Source organism: Sphingobacterium sp. GVS05A, assembly GCF_019969845.1.
GTDB lineage: Bacteria > Bacteroidota > Bacteroidia > Sphingobacteriales > Sphingobacteriaceae > Sphingobacterium.
Genome location: NZ_JAHXYR010000001.1, coordinates 744,447 through 763,103, shown reverse-complemented (window position 1 = coordinate 763,103; position 18,657 = coordinate 744,447). Strand labels below are relative to the sequence as shown.

At 40.6% G+C, this 18,657-nt stretch carries 17 protein-coding genes; 7 read left to right on the top strand and 10 right to left on the bottom strand.

Annotation, left to right across the window (positions count from 1 at the left end):
- The first annotated feature begins 20 nt into the window (after window positions 1–20).
- Both LC454_RS03330 and LC454_RS03325 read left to right on the top strand, forming a co-directional pair.
- Window positions 21–2,258, top strand: a complete 2,238-nt coding sequence (locus LC454_RS03330) for a glycosyl hydrolase family 95 catalytic domain-containing protein (protein WP_223579399.1) — start codon at window positions 21–23, stop codon at window positions 2,256–2,258.
- Between the two features lie 227 nt (window positions 2,259–2,485).
- The gene (locus tag LC454_RS03325) at window positions 2,486–2,644 is read left to right on the top strand and encodes a hypothetical protein (protein WP_223579396.1); all 159 of its coding nucleotides are present in this window, start codon (window positions 2,486–2,488) and stop codon (window positions 2,642–2,644) included.
- Between the two features lie 221 nt (window positions 2,645–2,865).
- Here the strand turns inward: LC454_RS03325 and LC454_RS03320 are convergent, their stop codons facing one another.
- On the bottom strand, window positions 2,866–3,501 hold the full coding sequence (locus LC454_RS03320) for a nitroreductase family protein (RefSeq protein WP_120258164.1): 636 nt from the start codon (window positions 3,499–3,501) through the stop codon (window positions 2,866–2,868).
- Window positions 3,502–3,760: 259 nt separating this feature from the next.
- Complete coding sequence (locus LC454_RS03315) at window positions 3,761–4,738, bottom strand: DUF6268 family outer membrane beta-barrel protein (RefSeq protein WP_223579393.1); 978 nt, start codon at window positions 4,736–4,738, stop codon at window positions 3,761–3,763.
- 304 nt (window positions 4,739–5,042) lie between these two features.
- Between LC454_RS03315 and LC454_RS03310 the strand changes: the two genes are divergently transcribed.
- Both LC454_RS03310 and LC454_RS03305 read left to right on the top strand, forming a co-directional pair.
- A complete protein-coding gene (locus LC454_RS03310) occupies window positions 5,043–6,104 on the top strand; it encodes a sensor histidine kinase (protein WP_223579390.1) in 1,062 nt (353 codons plus the stop codon).
- Window positions 6,101–6,814 (top strand): LytR/AlgR family response regulator transcription factor, encoded by a 714-nt coding sequence (locus LC454_RS03305; RefSeq protein ID WP_223579387.1) that lies wholly within the window; start codon window positions 6,101–6,103, stop codon window positions 6,812–6,814. Before LC454_RS03310 ends, LC454_RS03305 begins: the two co-directional genes overlap by 4 nt.
- A gap of 28 nt (window positions 6,815–6,842) precedes the next feature.
- Here LC454_RS03305 and LC454_RS03300 read toward each other — a convergent pair whose 3' ends face one another.
- Window positions 6,843–7,082 (bottom strand): hypothetical protein, encoded by a 240-nt coding sequence (locus tag LC454_RS03300; protein ID WP_223579384.1) that lies wholly within the window; start codon window positions 7,080–7,082, stop codon window positions 6,843–6,845.
- A gap of 236 nt (window positions 7,083–7,318) precedes the next feature.
- Between LC454_RS03300 and map the strand changes: the two genes are divergently transcribed.
- Entirely contained in the window at window positions 7,319–8,083 is a 765-nt protein-coding gene (gene map, locus LC454_RS03295; protein WP_223579381.1) for a type I methionyl aminopeptidase, read from the top strand.
- An 83-nt stretch (window positions 8,084–8,166) separates the two neighbouring features.
- On the opposite strand, the gene LC454_RS03290 is transcribed toward map, so the two are convergent.
- The 6 genes from LC454_RS03290 to LC454_RS03265 all read right to left on the bottom strand — a co-directional run bounded on the left by LC454_RS03290 (window position 8,167) and on the right by LC454_RS03265 (window position 15,576).
- A complete protein-coding gene (locus LC454_RS03290) occupies window positions 8,167–8,406 on the bottom strand; it encodes a hypothetical protein (RefSeq protein ID WP_223579368.1) in 240 nt (79 codons plus the stop codon).
- Window positions 8,407–8,433: 27 nt separating this feature from the next.
- On the bottom strand, window positions 8,434–8,709 hold the full coding sequence (locus LC454_RS03285; RefSeq protein ID WP_223579366.1) for a hypothetical protein: 276 nt from the start codon (window positions 8,707–8,709) through the stop codon (window positions 8,434–8,436).
- A 22-nt stretch (window positions 8,710–8,731) separates the two neighbouring features.
- Window positions 8,732–10,159, bottom strand: a complete 1,428-nt coding sequence (locus LC454_RS03280; protein ID WP_223579363.1) for a TolC family protein — start codon at window positions 10,157–10,159, stop codon at window positions 8,732–8,734.
- 16 nt (window positions 10,160–10,175) lie between these two features.
- Window positions 10,176–13,322 (bottom strand): efflux RND transporter permease subunit, encoded by a 3,147-nt coding sequence (locus LC454_RS03275; protein ID WP_223579361.1) that lies wholly within the window; start codon window positions 13,320–13,322, stop codon window positions 10,176–10,178.
- Window positions 13,323–13,333: 11 nt separating this feature from the next.
- Window positions 13,334–14,479: an efflux RND transporter periplasmic adaptor subunit gene (locus LC454_RS03270; RefSeq protein WP_223579358.1), complete on the bottom strand. Its 1,146-nt coding sequence runs from the start codon at window positions 14,477–14,479 to the stop codon at window positions 13,334–13,336.
- Between the two features lie 197 nt (window positions 14,480–14,676).
- Window positions 14,677–15,576 (bottom strand): helix-turn-helix transcriptional regulator, encoded by a 900-nt coding sequence (locus LC454_RS03265; RefSeq protein WP_223579355.1) that lies wholly within the window; start codon window positions 15,574–15,576, stop codon window positions 14,677–14,679.
- A gap of 590 nt (window positions 15,577–16,166) precedes the next feature.
- Here LC454_RS03265 and LC454_RS03260 point away from each other — a divergent pair.
- Complete coding sequence (locus LC454_RS03260) at window positions 16,167–17,018, top strand: helix-turn-helix domain-containing protein (RefSeq protein WP_223579352.1); 852 nt, start codon at window positions 16,167–16,169, stop codon at window positions 17,016–17,018.
- 120 nt (window positions 17,019–17,138) lie between these two features.
- On the opposite strand, the gene LC454_RS03255 is transcribed toward LC454_RS03260, so the two are convergent.
- Complete coding sequence (locus LC454_RS03255) at window positions 17,139–17,693, bottom strand: cysteine hydrolase family protein (RefSeq protein WP_223579350.1); 555 nt, start codon at window positions 17,691–17,693, stop codon at window positions 17,139–17,141.
- A gap of 175 nt (window positions 17,694–17,868) precedes the next feature.
- Here LC454_RS03255 and LC454_RS03250 point away from each other — a divergent pair, with 175 nt between their 5' ends.
- Window positions 17,869–18,648 (top strand): alpha/beta fold hydrolase, encoded by a 780-nt coding sequence (locus LC454_RS03250; RefSeq protein WP_223579348.1) that lies wholly within the window; start codon window positions 17,869–17,871, stop codon window positions 18,646–18,648.
- The last annotated feature ends 9 nt before the right edge of the window (window positions 18,649–18,657 follow it).

Genomic DNA, 18,657 nt, shown 5'->3' with positions numbered 1-18,657 from the left:
AAACCATATCCACATAAATTATGAAATACAGCTTTCTTATAGTACTATTTTTCGCAGCGCGTCTTGTTATCGCGCAGCCATCTCCTGCTTATAATCTTAATTTTACGGATCTTGCAACACGATGGGATGAGGCTATCCCTTTAGGTAATGGTCAGTTGGGTGCATTGATCTGGAGAAAGGAAAATACCATCCGGCTGTCCCTGGACCGTGCTGATCTTTGGGATGAACGCAAGGCATTTGAGATAGAAAAACATGATTTTAAATGGGTACAGCAGCAATTGAAAAACAACAGCTACCAAGCGGCCCAACAATGGGGCGATTCACCCTATGACCGTTCTCCCTATCCCACCAAACTTCCTGCAGCGGCGATGACCTTTGACTTAGCTAAATTTGGAAAGGTTGTATCCAATGTACTGGATATACAAACGGCTGTACATACATTGAAATTTGACGACGGAAAAATACTGACCTCTTTTGTCCATGCTACTAGTCCAATGGGTTATTTTGAAATCACAGCGAATAACATCGGCGACCTTGGTCCAGAGCTTATTCCACATCAATATGAAACCAAGACCAATACGGATGAGCAAAAAAGTGTTGTCGATGGTCAAAGTTTAGCCCGGCTGGGCTACAAACAAGGGACTATTGTTAAAACGGGGAATGCGCAGGTATTACATCAGGAAACGTATGATCATCACTTCTTTGAGGTCATGTTATGCTGGGAAAAAGTCTCATCAACCAAATTGATCGGCTATTGGACAATCAGCAATGATAAAAAGGTCAAGAAACAACCGCTATCACTCGAACAATTTGAAAAAGCAAAGCGAAGCCATCTCGCATGGTGGACAAGCTATTGGTCTAAATCTAACATTTCCATTCCTGAAAAAGATCTTGAAAAACAATACTACCTGGAGCTTTATAAATTGGGGGCCACAGCACGCCAAGGAGCTCCGGCAATAACCTTGCAGGCTGTTTGGACAGCTGATAATGGTGGGCTACCACCCTGGAAAGGCGATTTCCACAATGATCTCAATACCCAACTGAGTTATTGGCCGGCTTATACCGCCAACCGAATGGATGAAGCACAAAGTTATACGGATTGGTTATGGAAAATCAGACCGAAAAACCTTGCCTACACCCAACAATATTTTGGTGTTGACGGATTAAATATCCCGGGTGTGCTAACCTTGAACGGCTACCCTATGGGCGGCTGGATTCAATACTCCCTTTCGCCTACCGTCAGTGCCTGGACAGCCCAACATTTTTATTGGCAATGGAAATATAGTATGGACCCCACTTTCTTAAAAGAACAAGCCTATCCTTATATTATAGAAGCAGCGACCTATTTAAAAAATATTACCTATCTCAAAGATGGAAAACGCTATCTCCCCCTGAGCAGCAGTCCAGAATATAATGATAACAGCACTGCCGCCTGGTTTAATAGTTGGACCAATTTTGATCTCAGCCTGGCACATTATTTATTCGCTATAGCAGCCGAGGTTAGTACAGCTAACGGCAAAGCCGAAGCAGCAAAAGAATGGACACAATATAGCGCCGAATTGCCCAATTTTGCTATGGATGAAACTGGTCTCCGCGTTGCAGAGGATCTGAGCATGAAGCATTCACATCGGCATATGTCACCCTATATGGCTATTTATCCCTTAGGAATACTTGACATCAATAACACTCACGATAAATCGTTGATTGAAAAATCGTTATCACATTTAGAACAATTGGGTACACGGGCCTGGGTCGGATATTCGTTCTCCTGGATGGCCTGTCTCCATGCGCGGGCGAAGCAAAGTAGACAAGCTGTAAGCAACCTACAGAAATTTGCACATAACTTTTGTTCCATAAATTCATTTCACCTCAACGGCGACCAAAACGGTGGTCAGTATTCTGATTTTACTTATCGCCCTTTTACATTGGAGGGAAATTTTGCTTTTGCACAGGGGGTTCATGAATTGTTAATTCAGGGCAAAAATGATTATATCGAAGTTTTTCCGGCCACTCCTGAGGAATGGAAAGATGTATCCTTTAAAAACCTGAGAACAGCGGGTGGTTTTATTGTCAGCGCTGAAAAGAACAACAACAAGATCACGTTATTGAAAGTAACCGCTAGCCAAGATGCTATCTTCCGCATTTTTGAAAATACAGATCTTCAAGATATTTCAACTAAAAAGCGGCTTTCAAAAGATAAGAATTTGCAATATATTAAACTGAAAAAAGGTCAAACAGTTCAGCTAAGTAGCATCTAATAAAATCCGTATTATCAATTCGTTATGATCAACCGAAAAAATTCATTCAGTTAGGAGGTCTAGGCATAGGCGGTCTCTTTGTCAACAAGAGTCTTGCCAGTACGCCTATAAACTCGACAAAAAGCAATATATTCAAAACTGACAAAGTTAAATTTGGCGTTATCGCAGATCTTCATCATGATCTCATGTACGACGGTGCGCGTAGGGCCAAACTCTTTATTGACGCGATGAAGCTTAAAAATCCAGAATTTATTATTTCCTTAGGTGACTTTGGTTTCCCAAAAGCCGAAAATAAAGAATTAATGGATATCTGGAGCGGTTTTACAGGAGAAAGGCACTTTGTCATTTGCAATCATAATACTGATGCTGGATTCACGAAAAAATAGGTAACCGATTTCTGGAATAGCCCTGCTCCATACTATTCATTTGACAAACAGGGATTTTATTTTGTCACCCTGAATGGTAATGATGCCTTAATTTTATAGGATAGCGACAATCAATAAAATGGCCAAAGTACATCTGAAAAAGATCTCTTTGGCCATTATTAATTTTATAATCCTGAATTCTGTAATTTATTGAACAATAGGGAGAATAAAATCACACCTTCTTAGGGTAGTTGAATCAAAAACTCGTCTTTCGGCAATCTAAATTTCTTCAATTTCAACAACCAATCCTCCTCACCCAGGCGGTAACCTAGCGGTAGCAAAACAACACTCTTTAACCCTCTTTTATCCAAGCCTAGTAATTTATCCAATTCACCGTTAGAAAATCCTTCCATTGGTGTGGCATCTACTTTCAATTCTGCCGCTTGTGCAATGGCCATTCCAAAAGAAATATAAGCTTGTTTAGCAGCATGTGCCGCCTGCTGTTCTTCAGTAAGTGCAGCAAACATCTCTTTCAACCTGTTTTTGTATTCATCAGTTGTATCCAACGGTAGACCTCTATGATTGTTCATATGATCAAAAGTTGCATCAATGCGTTCGTCCGTGTATTTATCCCATGCCGCAAAAACCAGAAGATGTGAGCTTTCCGCAATAATTTGCTGCCCCCAAGCAACAGGTACAATCTGCTCTTTCAACTGTTGATCCGTAATCAGCACAACACGAAATGGCTGTAAACCAGAGGAACTCGGTGCCATACGAGCCGCTTCGATAATTTTGTCTACGTCATTTTGATCAACTTTCTTTGTTGAATCGTATTTTTTGGTTGCATAACGCCATTCAAGTGTTTCTAATAATGCCATTTTCTTTTATTTATTTACTGTCTATTTTATTTTTCAACGTCCTAATATTAAGTTGTTATCTCTTATAAATTTGATAAAAAAAATTAAATCTGGAAACAGCGTGCGAACGATTGTCCATATTTTTAATTTTTAAAGTACATGATAAATATAGCAAATATTTAAATGTTCAAACATAGAAACGAATTTAATGCCAAAATCGTTTTTGGATTCTAATAAAGTTAATCTTTCAGAAATTTCTGATGATTAGCGGCCCGTTATACTAACGCCTTTTTTTCGCAAAAGGATTAAAAGAAAGTCCGACGTTCAGGTAAAAAGATGGATCTGCAGAAGCTTCCCAAACATAATTATTTTGACGTTCACTTTTTTCAAATATTCGTGACCTAGGAATGGTCTTCATACCTGATTTGACTGTTGCTATAAATGATCTTCCCAAATTATGCTCGTAGGTCAATCCTGAGTTGATCTCTAGCTGACTTAAAGTGTACACCTTATCCGATCCTAAAAAATCATAGAGATAGAATGTTGTTGTGTTGAGGTCTGCCCCTAAGGAAAGACGCCCATTCCGCAACATCGTTTTCCGTACAAAAGCGCCTTTTGGCAATAACACATCTACCATCCATCCATCGCGATATTGCTGCTTATAGGTAAACGTGGGGACAAGGGGAATAATTGCCCCTGGGTCAACAAATCCAAGCAATCCAATTGTCATTTGTACGTCCTGCGTTGCTTTGAGTACCCATGTACCGGTCAACATTCCACGCAGCCGTTCAATCCTCTTATCGCTTCCATCTGTCATGATGCTGGCTGAGTAAATAACCGTTTTTCCAAATAATTTTGAGAAGTAAGAGAAATTAAGTGATTCATAGTGGTAATGGAAATCCTGTTTACGCATTTTTAAAGGTTCTGCGCTTAAATCGGATTCTTGTAGATTCAATGTGGTATACTGATATCCAAGGCTAGTACTCAAAGCCCAGTTACGCCGGTTTAAAAAATTGACATTTAAACTCTCACCAGCCTGATGGAACGATTCCACCTTCCCTTGGGTACTGGCAGCCCCCTTAGGGTTGGATGAATATTTGTACCCCCCATTGTATTCATAACTTAGATTCAGTACTCTCGCTGCGGGAAATTTGTCAGCAACAATGGCCTGTACTTTTTGGGGAATACTGTCTGTTGTCTGTGCGGAAGCACTGCATATCAGGGCAAAGCTCCCAAACATCACGAAACTCTTTTTCATTTGGATATTTGTTTTTGTCTATCTATTCTTTTTTAATTAAATACTACGCGAAAACTGCTCTTTTGGAAATCCGAGCTGAGCTTTAGCTTGTTACAAGAATAGATCAATTGGGTACGCCCATTTATTTTTTTATACAAAAGGGTCAATATTTTATACAAAAACAAGCGCTGTTAAAACGGTTCCTCCCCAGTCTAATTACTGAATTTACTTTAGTATAAAAAAAAGCGGTGTTCGTATAAAAGAAAGCCATTTTGAAACAAAAAAAATTACTTTTGCTGAATTAGGGTTAGTAATCCAGATCAATATGCAAGACTGCAACAATCGTATTATTCTACGCTACTTAACGGAAAAGAAATTCAGGCTTTTACGACATGGCCTGTTTTTGGTTGGCCTACTTATTCTTTTTGCCAATGCCAATACAAATAACCAATTTCTGGGTAACTATAAAACCTACTTTTCTTTGGCACTTTGGACGGTTTTCGTGGCCATGTTTTATATCAATATGTATGTATTGATCCCGCTGTATTTTTTCAAGGGAAAATATGAGATCTATACCATCTTGCTTATTCTGCTGGTGACAGCGAGCCTACTCGTGGTCATGCAGATTGCGATATATATTTTTAGTATCCATGTCCCGACAATCGAAAGGCAACGAACCAATACCATGGGGTTTGTCAGCGGTTTATTTATCTGTATTCCCATTATCTTGACCACCACCACTTTTAAGCTTTTTAAGCGTTGGATCGAGGACAATAAACGAATTTCAGATCTAAAAAACCTGGCGTTGACAACGGAGTTAAATGCGTTAAAGAATCAGATTCAGCCACATTTTTTATTTAACATGCTCAACAATGTGAAGGCATTAATTCGGAAAGACCCCAGTATGGCCACCGAGGTTATTATCAAACTTTCCGATTTTTTGCGCTATCAACTCTATGAAAACGATACAGATAAAACGCTTTTAAAATCCGAAATAAACTTTATTTTCAATTTTCTAAAACTTGAGGAAATACGTCGGGATAACTTGATAACGTCATTGTCCTGCACGGCGGAATTAGAAAAGCAAAGTATTTTTCTGCCACCACATCTTTTTACTGCCTTTATAGAGAATGCGATCAAACATAGCGTGAGCTTACGTGACGAGCAAACGTTTATTGCCATTCACTTTACGCAGACAGACGAACAACTGTGTTTCGAATGTGAAAATTCGATCGATCCAGATCTTTCGAATACCCGTTCTAAGTATGGTGGACTGGGATTAGTCAATGCCAAACGACGGCTGGATTTGCTGTATGGAGGTAATTACGAACTCACAATATCAAAAAATGACCTGCTGTATCAGGTGAAATTAAAAATTCCATTATGAATTGTATCATTGTAGATGATGAGCCCTTAGCAAGGGAAGAAATGAGAAATCTGGTCGAAGAAATTTCAGCTATAGAAATTATGGGCGAGTTTTCCAATGCCCTATCTGCTATGGAATATCTCGCGATCAAATCTGTGGATCTCATTTTTCTGGATATCGAGATGCCTACAGTCAATGGATTGGATTTTGCGCAATCCTTACCTAAAGATGTACTGGTAATACTGACAACAGCCTATACACAATATGCGTTGAGGGGTTTTGAGTTGGATGCACTCGACTACCTCCTTAAACCTATCAAAAAAGATCGCTTGGCCAAGGCAATTGATAAAGCGCTGACCTATAAAAATCTGCTCAATTTAAAAGAAAATCAAAGCACCTTTGAAGATGCGAATGAAGATGCTGTATTTGTCAAATCGGATCGAAAATACTACAAGATCTTATTTGGCGATATTCGATTTATTGAGGCGCTCAAAGATTATGTCGTTATTTATACGCGTACCAATAAACTTATTACGGCAATGAATCTAAAAACAATGCATCAAAAACTACCGGTCCATATATTTGTTCGGGTCAGCAAATCCTATTTGATCAATTTGTCTTTTATTGATTCTTTTGACAACCATACGATATACATTGACAAGTTCGAAATCCCGATTGGCGAGATTTATCGCGAGCAGTTTTTTAAACAATATACAGGCGGGCTATTGTAAGATCAGCTGTACTGTGCTTTGAATAGGATTAGGCCAGTACAAAGCGATCTAGAAAATCTACCTTTATATCGTGCTTGTGCAGCAAAGCTGTCAGTAGATCGACGGAACATTCTTCTGTTTCTACCCGAAATATAGCGTCTTCGTCATCCAGATCCAAGGTCGCCGACTGTATCTGTGGCAGGTGGAGCTTTAACAACTGCATCAGGAACGTCTTCTTCTCTTTTGTTCGCACAGAGCTTTTAAAAATTAATATCTGCTTTGCTTTCATTTTGTAAATTTAAAATTGTATCCACCTTCTTCCCGGTTTATATTTATCCGGGATTTTCACAAATCTATTATTTCAGGCTTTCACTGGCTGGGATTTTATACGAAAGCAGACGTTTATTATACCAAAACTCCCAAAGGTCTGAGCCGGATCGCCCATCTACTTTTCTTTATCGGATTATCTATTTTTTTTAAGACCTTTGTATATCTTTAATTGAACAAGCAAATACAAAAAGCAGGATGTCTATTACCAACGAGAACGAATTGACCGGAATGCAAAAAGCGAGTGCGGCAGTTGCCCAGACGCTTAAAGCGATGTGCGACTATGCTAAGGTGGGCATGTCAACCAAAGAATTGGATGAGTACGGGGCGAAGATATTAGAACAATTTGGTGCAAAGTCAGCACCAGCGCTGACCTATAACTTTCCGGGGTGGACCTGTATCAGTGTAGATAACGAGTTTTGCCACGGCGTTCCGTCTGCGGATCGCTTATTACAGGAGGGAGAACTTATCAATATCGATGTATCAGCGGAACTAGATGGTTTTTGGGCTGATAATGGGGCTTCTTTTGTGGTCGGTGAGGATATTCATCATCATCAAAAATTGGTGGACGCTTCAAAGGAAATACTTCAAAAAACGATAAAAAATATACGTGGTGGTGTCAAAATTGCGGATATTGGCCAACTGATGGAAACAGAAGCAAAAAAGAGAGGTTATAAAGTGATCAAGAATCTCGGTGGTCATGGTATCGGACGCAGTTTACACGAAGATCCAGATGAGCTGCTCAATTATAGGAATAAATTTGATCAAAGGCGGTTTAGAAAAAATTCAATTGTTGCGATCGAAACCTTTATCTCGACAACATCTACCTATGCAACGGAATTAAATGATGGCTGGACGATGGTCGGTGACAAAGGTGGATACATGGCGCAACATGAACATACCATCATGATTACCGATGGTGCTCCAATTATTTTAACGGCAGAAAATGGTATTTTCTGTTAGGAAATTATACCCGAAGAGCTATTACCTTTTACTGTCTCAGACGATACCTCTTCGGGATAAATTACCATTATAGAGAACTCTTTTTACATTGGTCTCTCCATAAAATCTAAAAGACTTATCTTCAACTGTTTTTGCTCCATCAAACGAAGAATCAATTCATCCACCTTTTTTGTTGATTTGACCACCATGGTAAATAACTTATCATCGAGATCAAAAGATATCGATATCACTGTCGGAACGAGCAAAAAAATATATGTTTCCAGTTCTTTCCTGCGTAGTAGTACCCCTCTTCCTACTGCAAATAATTGTATATAACGCATCATAATTATTCAATATAAATCCTACCTTGATTACCTAGCTATTCCTAATTTTACCCCATAGCATTCAATAGCAATGCGATAAGATGAATGTCCTACATTACAAAACAGCTGATTCAATCCCTCCAAGTGCTGCATGATGATCACTTTTTGCTTTCTTTTTTCAAGTATTAGTGCCAGATGATCTGCAAAATCCAGATCGTCATCAATAAGTATAAACCGATCGGCGCGAAGCGCGGCAGCCATCTTTTCAGTTTTCTCGCTGCTGTGACTTGGATTGATCAGAATCAGCATGTTTGTTGTTTTCATTTCGAGTATTAAGATCGTGAGATTAGAGCCATCCGCCTCCCAAGGCACGGTAAAGGGATGTTATGGCATTAATTTTTTGTGCTTTCACTGTCGCCTGATCCAATTCGGCCTGCAGTCTATTGGTCTGCGCGACGATCACTTCCAGATAAGTTGCCTCATTAAATTTATAAAGCAGCATTGCATTTTGAACCAGCTTGTCCGAACGCGCTACCTGCAAGTTGGATGTCTCCAGTTGTTCCCCCAGTTTATCAATCTGAATCAGCGCATCAGACACTTCACCAACGGCTTTTAACATGGTCTGTTTGAAATTCAATTCCATTTGATCCTTTGCAATTTTTGACTGTTCCAAACGCGTCTTTAATTGTCTGCCGTTCAGAATAGGCTGTACAATTGTCCCGGTTGCAGCGGCAAACAGAGACCCTGGTAGATTGAACCAATTATTTGCTTTAAATGCATTTAACCCTCCCTGTGCAGTGATATTTAAATTAGGATACATACTAGCCCGTGCGACATGTATCGTCGCCAGGCTCCGCCGGATATCCAATTCGCTGCTGCGCAGATCCGGCCGATAGCTCAATAGGTTTGCAGGGACTCCCAGTGAGAGATTTGCCGAAGACTCCACCTGATCCAATCGCATGGTCCTTTTTACTGGCCCCGGCACTTCTCCAACCAAAATGCTCAAAGCATTTTCCTGCACCTGAATCCCCGCCTCTAAGGCTGGAATCCGTTTGGCAATCTGATCCCGTGTCACTTCCTGCTGTTGTACCGACAAGATATTTGCCAGCCCCAACTCGACCTGTTTATTAAGGATAAATAGGGTGCTATCCGCAAAGGCTAAATTGCGCTGTGATATTTCCAGCTGTCGGTCCAACAGCAGCAGGTTGTAGTAGCCCTGAACAACCTCAGCGACCAAACGTGTTTTGATCGCGCGGACAGCTTCCTGAGTTTTGAGAAGATCTACCAAACTCTCCTGTTTTTGCCCATTTAATTTACCCCAAATATCAGCCTCCCATGAAATCTGAATTGAGGAGGTATAATCCATGGTATATTTTTGACCCATAAATTGACTGGCCATCATACCGTTCATACTATTGCCCGAAGGACGGTTAATTCCCACATTGGCAAGATTTGCATTTACAAGTGGCACATTCAGCCACTTGGATTGCTTATACCCTTCTGAAGCAAATTCGATCTGCTTTAGGGCGACTTTCAAATCATTATTTTTCTTCAATGCGCTATCCAGTAACGCAACAAGCATCTCATCTTTAAAAAAATCACGATAAGAGATCTTCGCGATACTACTATCAGCTTCATGCTCGTCCTGATTTCGGAAATGATCAATCGGCTTCATTTCCGTTCCGGTGTAGTGTGGTACACGGCAGGCATTCGCCCCTATTACCGTTGTCAGAAAGACTACACTATACCAGCAATTTCTTTTTATCTGTTTCATTTTATCTGATCATTAATTAGTAGTCCCATTCACTTTCATCCAACTCGCGTCCATTCAATCTTTCATGGAAATACTGGAATACTACAAAGAGCACAGGTGTAAGGAATATCCCCAATACCGTCCCCACCAGCATGCCGAAAATAGCGGCATAACCAATGGAATGGTTCCCCATTGCCGAAGGTCCCACCACAAAAACCAGTGGTACGATCCCTGTAATAAAAGCCAATGAGGTCATTAAAATAGGTCTTAGTCGTGCTTTTGCACCTTCCACCGCAGCAGCAATCAAACTTTTCCCCGCTTTCCGGCGCTGACTCGAAAACTCCACAATCAATATCCCGTTTTTTGCCAATAGCCCAATGAGCATCACCATCGCGATCTGCACATAGATATTGTTTGCTATACCTGCCATACCAATACCCATAAATACGCCGGAAAGACCCACCGGAATGGACAGCAATACGGAGAATGGTAATATGTAGCTTTCATATTGAGCAGATAACAAGAAGTAAACAAATACAATACAGAGCACAAAAATGACTGTCGTTTGCGATGTCGCCATGCTTTCTTCACGACTCATGCCCTTATAATCGAAGGTATACCCTGGTGGAAGCAACTGTTTGGCGACCTCCTGTATGGCTGACATGGCTTGCCCGGTACTATATCCCGGAGCCGGCATTACAGTAAGGTTTGACGCGTTGAATAGGTTGAACCGCTCTACAACCTCGGGTCCGGTAACCGGTTGAACCCGCACCAAGGTACTGATCGGAATCATTTCTTGTCGGCTATTTTTCACAAAAACCCCTTGTAAGGATTGTTCGTTGGTTCTGGTTTCTGCCGTCGCCTGAACCAGTACACGGTAATATTTGCCAAAACGATTGAAGTCCGAAGCCTGTATACTGCCATAATATCCCTGCATAACACCGAGTACATCACTAACAGCTACACCAAGCTGTGCTGCCTTCGCTTCATCTACGACGACCTCATATTGGGGGTAGGAAACATCAAATGTGGTAAAGGCCATGGCAATCTCCGGCCGCTGCATCAAAGCGCCCATCATGCCATAAGATATATTGCCTAGCTTCTGCAATTCTGCATTCGTTCGGTCCTGTAGAACCAGTTCCATTCCGCTCGAATTACCAAAACCATCTACTGTCGGTGTATTTAAAACTAGAAAGTTGGCCCGCTTATCTTGTCCCAGTATCCCCTGTAGCTCGCCCATAACGGCTCCAAGATTACTCACTTTGCCTCTTTCTTTTTCAGCTTTCAGGCGAATAAAGAACGTACCGGCAGCAGATGACATTGCTCCAGTGAATAGGCTTAACCCATTCACGGAGATTACTTCACGAACAGCAGGATGAGCCATTAACTTGTTTTCAGTATCTGACATCAACACTGTTGTCCGGTCTTTTGATGTTCCAGCAGCCAAATTGGCGGTCACAATGATAAATGACTGATCCTCATCAGGGATAAAGCCCTTAGGTGTATTCATCGTGTACCAGGAAAACAATCCGCCAAACACAGCCAAAAGCGAAAATGCGATCCACTTGCGTTTGATCATCATTAAAATTGCCTTTCCATAGCGAAAAGTAAGTTTATCAAAAGCGGCATTAAATCCGGTGAAAAAGCGCTCCTTGAATTTAGCCTTATGATTTTCGTCAGAATGGGCTGCATGAGATTTCAAAAGGATTGCACATAAAGCTGGGCTAAGTGTCAGGGCATTCACCGCTGAGATGACAATTGCGATAGCCAATGTCAGCGCAAATTGTTGATAAAATAAACCTGTAGAACCGTCCATAAATGCGACCGGTACAAACACAGCTGACATCACCAAGGTAATCGAAACAATAGCACCCGAAATTTCCCCCATAGCTGACATCGTCGCGGCTTTGGCATTTAGTTTCCGTCGTTCCATTTTGGCGTGTACGGCCTCTACAACAACAATGGCGTCGTCCACGACTATACCAATAGCGAGGACAAGGGCGAAAAGCGTCAATATATTGATCGAAAACCCAAATATTTTCATGAAGAAAAATGTCCCTACAATTGATACAGGTACAGCGATGGCCGGAATTAAAGTAGAACGGAAATCTTGTAAAAAGATAAAGACCACGATAAATACCAAAATAAAGGCTTCAATCAGGGTTTTGATGACCTGATCAATTGACTGATCCAGCGATTCCTTGGTTGCATAAGGTATCTTATATTCCATGGTTCCCGGGAAAGACTTTTCCAGTTCTTCCATTCGCTTTTGCAATGCGATTTGTACCTCATTGGCATTCGATCCACTCATCTGAAAAATAGCCATGGTCACAGCAGGTTTCTTATTATAGTTGGATGCTACGGTATAGCTATAAGCCGCAAATTCAACCTTGGCAACATCTTTCAGACGTAATACCGAGCCATCATTCTGGGCCCGGATAACAATATTTTCGTATTGCTGCGGTTCAGTGAATTTTCCTTTATAACGCATCACATATTCCTTTACCTCGGTACTCTGTTCACCGAACCGGCCGGGAGCGGCTTCCAAATTTTGGGACTGGATAGCACGGGATACATCACTGGGTGTAAGGTTGTATGTATTGAGTTTGCTGGGGTCCAACCAGACACGCATAGCGTAGTCCTTATTGCCATATACCATCGCGTCCCCTACTCCTTTGATACGCTTAAGTTCGGGTACAACGTTGATCTTGCTGTAGTTTTCCAGGAAAAGGTCATCCATTGTACCATCTTTACTGGTTAAGGTGACCATCGCGATCATACTATTTTGACGTTTTAAGGTCGTGATCCCGCTTTGAATAACTTCTGCAGGCAACTGATTGGTAACCTGGGCTACACGGTTCTGGACATTGATGGCGGCCTGATCCGGATCTGTTCCCAACTTGAAGATTACTGTAATATTTAATGTACCATCATTACTCGCTGTCGACGAAATATAATCCATATTTTCGACGCCATTGATGGCATTTTCTATGGGTGGTGCGACAGACCGTGCAATTGTTTCGGCATTTGCACCCGGATATACAGCGGTCACCATAACGGTCGGTGGTGCAATATCCGGAAATTTGGTAATGGGCAAGCTGAGCATACCGACCACACCAAGAATGACCAATAAGACAGAAATCACGGTGGCCAATACTGGTCGTTTTATTATTTTTTTTAACATGAATTGCTGTTTTATTTTTTGTTTTGAGTTTGCTTTTGCGCGACAACCGGCATTCCCGGTTGTAGGCGTTCGAATCCTTGAGCGATATAACGGTCACCCTGTTTTAATCCTTCGCGAATGATAAAGTTATCTTCAGATTTCCCAGAAATAGCTACAGGTATCTGTACGACTTTATTTTCCTTATCGACAGCATAGGCAAAGACTTTATCCTGGTAGGACACTGTGGATGCAATAGGTAATAAGGGCATTTCTTTCAATTGTTGATACATCACAATTTTGCCTGTGTTGCCGCTTCGCAGCTCTGCGCGAGGGTTATCAAATTTTGCCCGCAAAGTAATGGAGCCCGTATTTTTATTGAACTGACCTTCAACAGCATCTATTCTCCCTTTGGTATGATACTCCTGTCCATCCGAAAGTAACAGTGCAACGGGTGCTGCATTTTTCAATTTCTCCGCAACCGTATTTCCTGTATGTTCGCGCTGAAATCGTACAAAATCGTTCTCACTCAAGCTAAAATAGGCATACACTTGATGGTTATCAGAAACGACTGTAATGGGGTCTTGATTTGAGGCAGACAGCAAACTTCCCAAACGGTAGTTGAAACGACCGATATACCCATTCACGGGTGACTTGATGACTGAAAAATCCAGATTGATCTGTGCTGAGGCGATAGCTGATCTCGCCTGCGCTACTGATGCTTTTGCGGCGGCATAATTTGCCTGAGCTTCCTGCATCTGAATATCCGAAACGATACGGTTTTTGGTCAGCTCAGTTTTTCGATCCAGCTCAATTTTGGCGGTCAATAAATTCGATTCGGCAACAGACAAGGCCGCCCGCGCATTGGTCAACTGCTCCTGAAAGATCCGATCTTCAATTTTAAATAGCGCCTGTCCAGCACGGACGTAATCACCTTCATCCACAAATATCTTTTGGAGATAACCGGTCACCTGTGGTCGTATTTCTATATTGGACACGCCTTCTATGGCACTTGCATACTCATTTCGGATCGTTGCATCGCCTGTTGTTACAGTGCCAAAAAGAACCTCCGCAGGCCCTTGCTGATATCCGCCATTCTGTTGTTTACCTGAACAACTGGATAACAATACCAGCGCAATAAACAAGTTCGTGGCGCGCTTTTTAACGACGTTTTGCTTCATAATGGATTTTGCTTTTATTTTTATGTGTAGCAAAAGTCCAAAAAAACCGATGTCTGAATTCGGCGCAAAGACGCCAAAATTTGTTTAAAAGACGCCAAAAGCATATAGACCGGATAACAAAAAAACAAAGGTGCCTTTCCTATCTATTACAGGAAAAGCACCTTCATCTGAGCAAGGATTGGACCTATAAAAATGACCTAGAAAAGGTCATCCATTTTGTAGTCACTGGGATTTCTTTCGGTATGTTTTTTGAAGAACTTGCTGAAGACGGTCTGATCTGAAAAGTTCAGCAAGCAGGCCACCTGGCCAACGTTATTCGCAGAATTCTTTAAGAGAATCTTTGCTTCAATAAGTAGGATCTGGTTGATAATCTCTTTGGGTGTACGCAACATCGCTTTCTTAACAACCTTCGTGAGATATTTTCTACTGACAAATAGGCGATCGGCGTAAAACTGAACATCGTGATGTTCGGCATAATATTCCCGTACGAGCGCAAAAAAAGCGCTTGTAATCTCTTCTTCCCGGGAAGAAAAACTGGCCTGCTGCCGAAAATTTTTGGAATAATTTTCGATATCATACATCAACAAGGAAAAGTAATGCCAGATCATCTCATTACTATAATAGACCGGATGCTTAAAATCGTTGAGATAAGCAAGTTCCTTTATATAAAATGCCAATCGTTTGTAGAGGTGTTGCTCGCCACGAATAATATAAGAGGGATTATTGGAAAAGTTCTTTAACATATCATTTGAGCGATAATTAAAGCCGGCATCTGATAGCATATCGATGGAAAAGAAAATTTGCTTTTGCTTGATATCCGCGGAAAAGTAAATGATTTTGAACACCTCCTGTGGGACACAAAAAAGAATGTCACCTTTTTGAAGCTCATACTCAAAGTCCCCCACCCGATAATAGGAAATACCCTCCTCAGCCAGCAGCACTCCAAAAAAAGAAGCACGATAATGGCAATTGCGCTGTATTTGCATATTGTCACTTGTAGACTCTAGCACCATGTATTCCTTGCTACGCTGTGGAAACAGCAGCTCACGCGTCATATCCTCCATTTTTAGAGAAATGACGTACTCCTTTTTTTTCATTATGTTGCGTTGACCTTAAAATAACTTCTATTGAAGCAATCAAAAATAGTCGATTAACAAGTGTAAAAAATCATATCACAGTCCTGATTTGGAATTTGACAAAAAAGAAATAAAAGATTTGTTCAATCGCATCGCGCCCGACAAGCGCTGCTTTCAGCATCTTTCAGAAGTATATCAGATGCTAAATTGAAGGCTATAAAAAATATAAGGGGCCTCTCTTGACGAGAAAACCCCAAAATAATATATTTTAATATGGCTATTCAATCTTTCCTATATCAATCAAATAGTTCCTTTTTTAAGGACAAGAAATGGAATGTACCTTTTAATAAGTATTCAAGTGGGATAAATATCAATATTAAAGTTTTGCCTATTTGATTATATTATAAAGGTAAATCAAATCTTTCAATAAAAAAGTGACGAAAATCACATTTCGCATAAATCTTTCAATTATTTTAAAAAAATATTTTTATCCGAACTGTTAAATGAATGATAAGGAATCCAATCACCCAGTTATGTTGATGCAAGATTGTACATATAGCGCTATATTTAGCTTTAAGATTAGTATTTTTGATTGATAAAGTATACTGCTATTGAGAACGATAAAATTCCATAAAGGCGAATGTGGCGTTGAATTTCTATTAAACGTATTAAATCAACAGGAAACGGACTATACCCATCGCGAGACCTATCATAAAGATTTTTTTGAAATTTTATTTTTCAAAAAGGCTAAGGGACGTTTACGATTGGGGCAGGAAGTCATCGAATTAACGGACAACAACATTATCTTTATTTCTGCCTTTCAGAAACATACCTGGGAACTGGATCCTACCCATCTGGAATTCACCACATTGATTTTTCAGGAAGATTTTCTCAATGAGTTTTTCGCAGATAAGCTTTTTACGTATCGATTGCTGTATTTCTATCAGTTGCACCATACAGTAAAAATAGCTGCAGATGATGTACATCTATCTAAATTTTACACACTGCTTGCGGAAATAAAATCGGAGCTTGTTCAGACAGAAGCAGACAGTGCACATATTATACGCTCTTTGCTCTATTATTTGCTACAGACCTTAAATCGAAAATATGCCCGGTTGAATGGACTTTCTTTGCAAAAACCTGAGAATAATTTTGCTTATCAGTTCAGGATGTTACTCGAACAACATATTCAACAGAAACAACGAATCAACGAATATACGGCATTGATGGGCATCAGTCGCATCACACTGAATCATGCCGTTAAAGCGCAATTCAATACCACAGCAACACAATTGCTCAAACAGCGATTATTATTTGAAGTGCAGGAATTACTGATACATTCAGACAAATCTATCAGTGAAATTGCTTTTGAACTGAATTTTTCCGAGCCTAATCACCTGATGCGTTTTTTTAAGGCGCAGACGGGTAAGACCATTAGTGCATTTATCCAGGAATTACGGTAAAAGGTCTATTACGGGCTGTCCCTAGCCGGTTACCCACAGTAAAACTTACAGTGTATAGCAACATTGCTATACACTGTCAGCTTAAAATTCCAATGCTATACCTCCCCAGTTTTAGAACAGCTAGTTTTGCGCCAGATAGGTTTCTGTCGTCTGAATCTGCGCATAGAAGAATTCCAATGCGGCAAGAAAGGCATGATGTACATCGTCAGCTTTGACCGTAACACCGTTAATTTCCAGGTCACGTGTGGCACAGGTATCCCCTATTACTATACATGGGAAGCCAAAATCAACCGCAGCCCGCGTCGTAGCATCAATGCACATGTGCGTCATCATGCCAACAACAACAAGTTCAGTAATTTGATTGGCTTTCAGATAATCCAAAAGTTCGGTTTCTCTAAAACTATTTGGAAAGTGTTTTTGGATCACCTTCTCTCCCTCCAGTGGTCTGACGTTTGGATGGATATCAGCAGCAACCGTACCCGCTATAAAAAATGGCATTTTCGTAGGATCGGGAGAAATATGCTGAATATGGATAATCGGTGCTTTTCTTTCTCTAAAATGGTCGATTATTTTTCCGGCATTTACGCTTGCGGCAATTGGGTTTACAAGTTCTATTCCGCCATTTTCAAAATATTCATTTTGAATGTCTATGACAATTAACGCTATAGTATTCATGTGTTATCTATTATTATGTTTTCGTTAATACAAAATTAACTTGTCAACCACGGAAGGCACTACCAAATAGATCGTCGACACTACCATTTTGATAAGAAGGGATGTTTTAGCTATCTTAGCCATCGAGAACGGCCCTTACAAAGCCACTTCAATTCGTTTAAAGGAGAGAAATATCGTGAAAGAATTACTACACAGCAAAATATACGGCGCAGAACACGGTGGGACACCGCTTGTTGTTCTGCATGGCCTTTTTGGTATGGCGGACAACTGGGGATCTTTTGGCCGTAGCTTTGGAGAAAAAAGACAGATACATTTACTTGACCTACGCAATCATGGTCGAAGTTTTCACAGTGACGGCATGTCCATTGAGGAAATGGTCGAGGACCTGGGCGCCTATATTGCTTCAATCGGTGCAGAAAAAGTCTTATTATTGGGCCATTCTCTCGGCGGTAAAGTTGCCATGCAATTTGCCATTGAGCATCCGGAACAGGTTGAAAAATTGATTATTGCGGATATAGCTCCCAAGGCTTATCCACCACATCATGAAGATATCTTCAACGCCCTTTGTGCGGTTGATATCAATAGTATGGACAACCGAAAAGATGTACAGACAAAACTCGAAAGTTACCTTGATGATCCCGGAGTAATTCAATTTTTGTTAAAAAACGTCTATATTAAAGAAGACCGTAAATTGGGCTGGCGTTTCAACCTGGATGTTCTGCAACGGAAATATGCAGATTTCATTACAATAGGTGTAAAATCGGGAATTTATGCTGGTCCTACCCTTTTTTTAGCAGGCGAAAAATCGCGCTACATTCTTCCTGAAGATAAAATCAAAATCAAGGAGCAATTTCCAGATGTCAGCTTTGAAACAATACCAAATGCAGGACACTGGGTACAAGCTGAAAACCCACAAGCATTCGACGCCTTTGTTGCTGCTTTTTTGGATCAATAAAAAATCTAC

Coding starts and splice junctions, on each gene's coding strand:
- LC454_RS03270 (WP_223579358.1), bottom strand. CDS start 14,479: ATGAAGCAAAACGTCGTTAAAAAGCGCGCCACGAACTTGTTTATTGCG.
- LC454_RS03320 (WP_120258164.1), bottom strand. CDS start 3,501: ATGGCATTATTAGAAACACTTGAATGGCGTTATGCAACCAAAAAATAC.
- LC454_RS03280 (WP_223579363.1), bottom strand. CDS start 10,159: ATGAAACAGATAAAAAGAAATTGCTGGTATAGTGTAGTCTTTCTGACA.
- LC454_RS03265 (WP_223579355.1), bottom strand. CDS start 15,576: ATGAAAAAAAAGGAGTACGTCATTTCTCTAAAAATGGAGGATATGACG.
- LC454_RS03285 (WP_223579366.1), bottom strand. CDS start 8,709: ATGAAAACAACAAACATGCTGATTCTGATCAATCCAAGTCACAGCAGC.
- LC454_RS03300 (WP_223579384.1), bottom strand. CDS start 7,082: ATGAAAGCAAAGCAGATATTAATTTTTAAAAGCTCTGTGCGAACAAAA.
- LC454_RS03305 (WP_223579387.1), top strand. CDS start 6,101: ATGAATTGTATCATTGTAGATGATGAGCCCTTAGCAAGGGAAGAAATG.
- LC454_RS03255 (WP_223579350.1), bottom strand. CDS start 17,693: ATGAATACTATAGCGTTAATTGTCATAGACATTCAAAATGAATATTTT.
- LC454_RS03310 (WP_223579390.1), top strand. CDS start 5,043: ATGCAAGACTGCAACAATCGTATTATTCTACGCTACTTAACGGAAAAG.
- LC454_RS03290 (WP_223579368.1), bottom strand. CDS start 8,406: ATGATGCGTTATATACAATTATTTGCAGTAGGAAGAGGGGTACTACTA.
- LC454_RS03325 (WP_223579396.1), top strand. CDS start 2,486: ATGAAGCTTAAAAATCCAGAATTTATTATTTCCTTAGGTGACTTTGGT.
- map (WP_223579381.1), top strand. CDS start 7,319: ATGTCTATTACCAACGAGAACGAATTGACCGGAATGCAAAAAGCGAGT.
- LC454_RS03315 (WP_223579393.1), bottom strand. CDS start 4,738: ATGAAAAAGAGTTTCGTGATGTTTGGGAGCTTTGCCCTGATATGCAGT.
- LC454_RS03275 (WP_223579361.1), bottom strand. CDS start 13,322: ATGTTAAAAAAAATAATAAAACGACCAGTATTGGCCACCGTGATTTCT.
- LC454_RS03330 (WP_223579399.1), top strand. CDS start 21: ATGAAATACAGCTTTCTTATAGTACTATTTTTCGCAGCGCGTCTTGTT.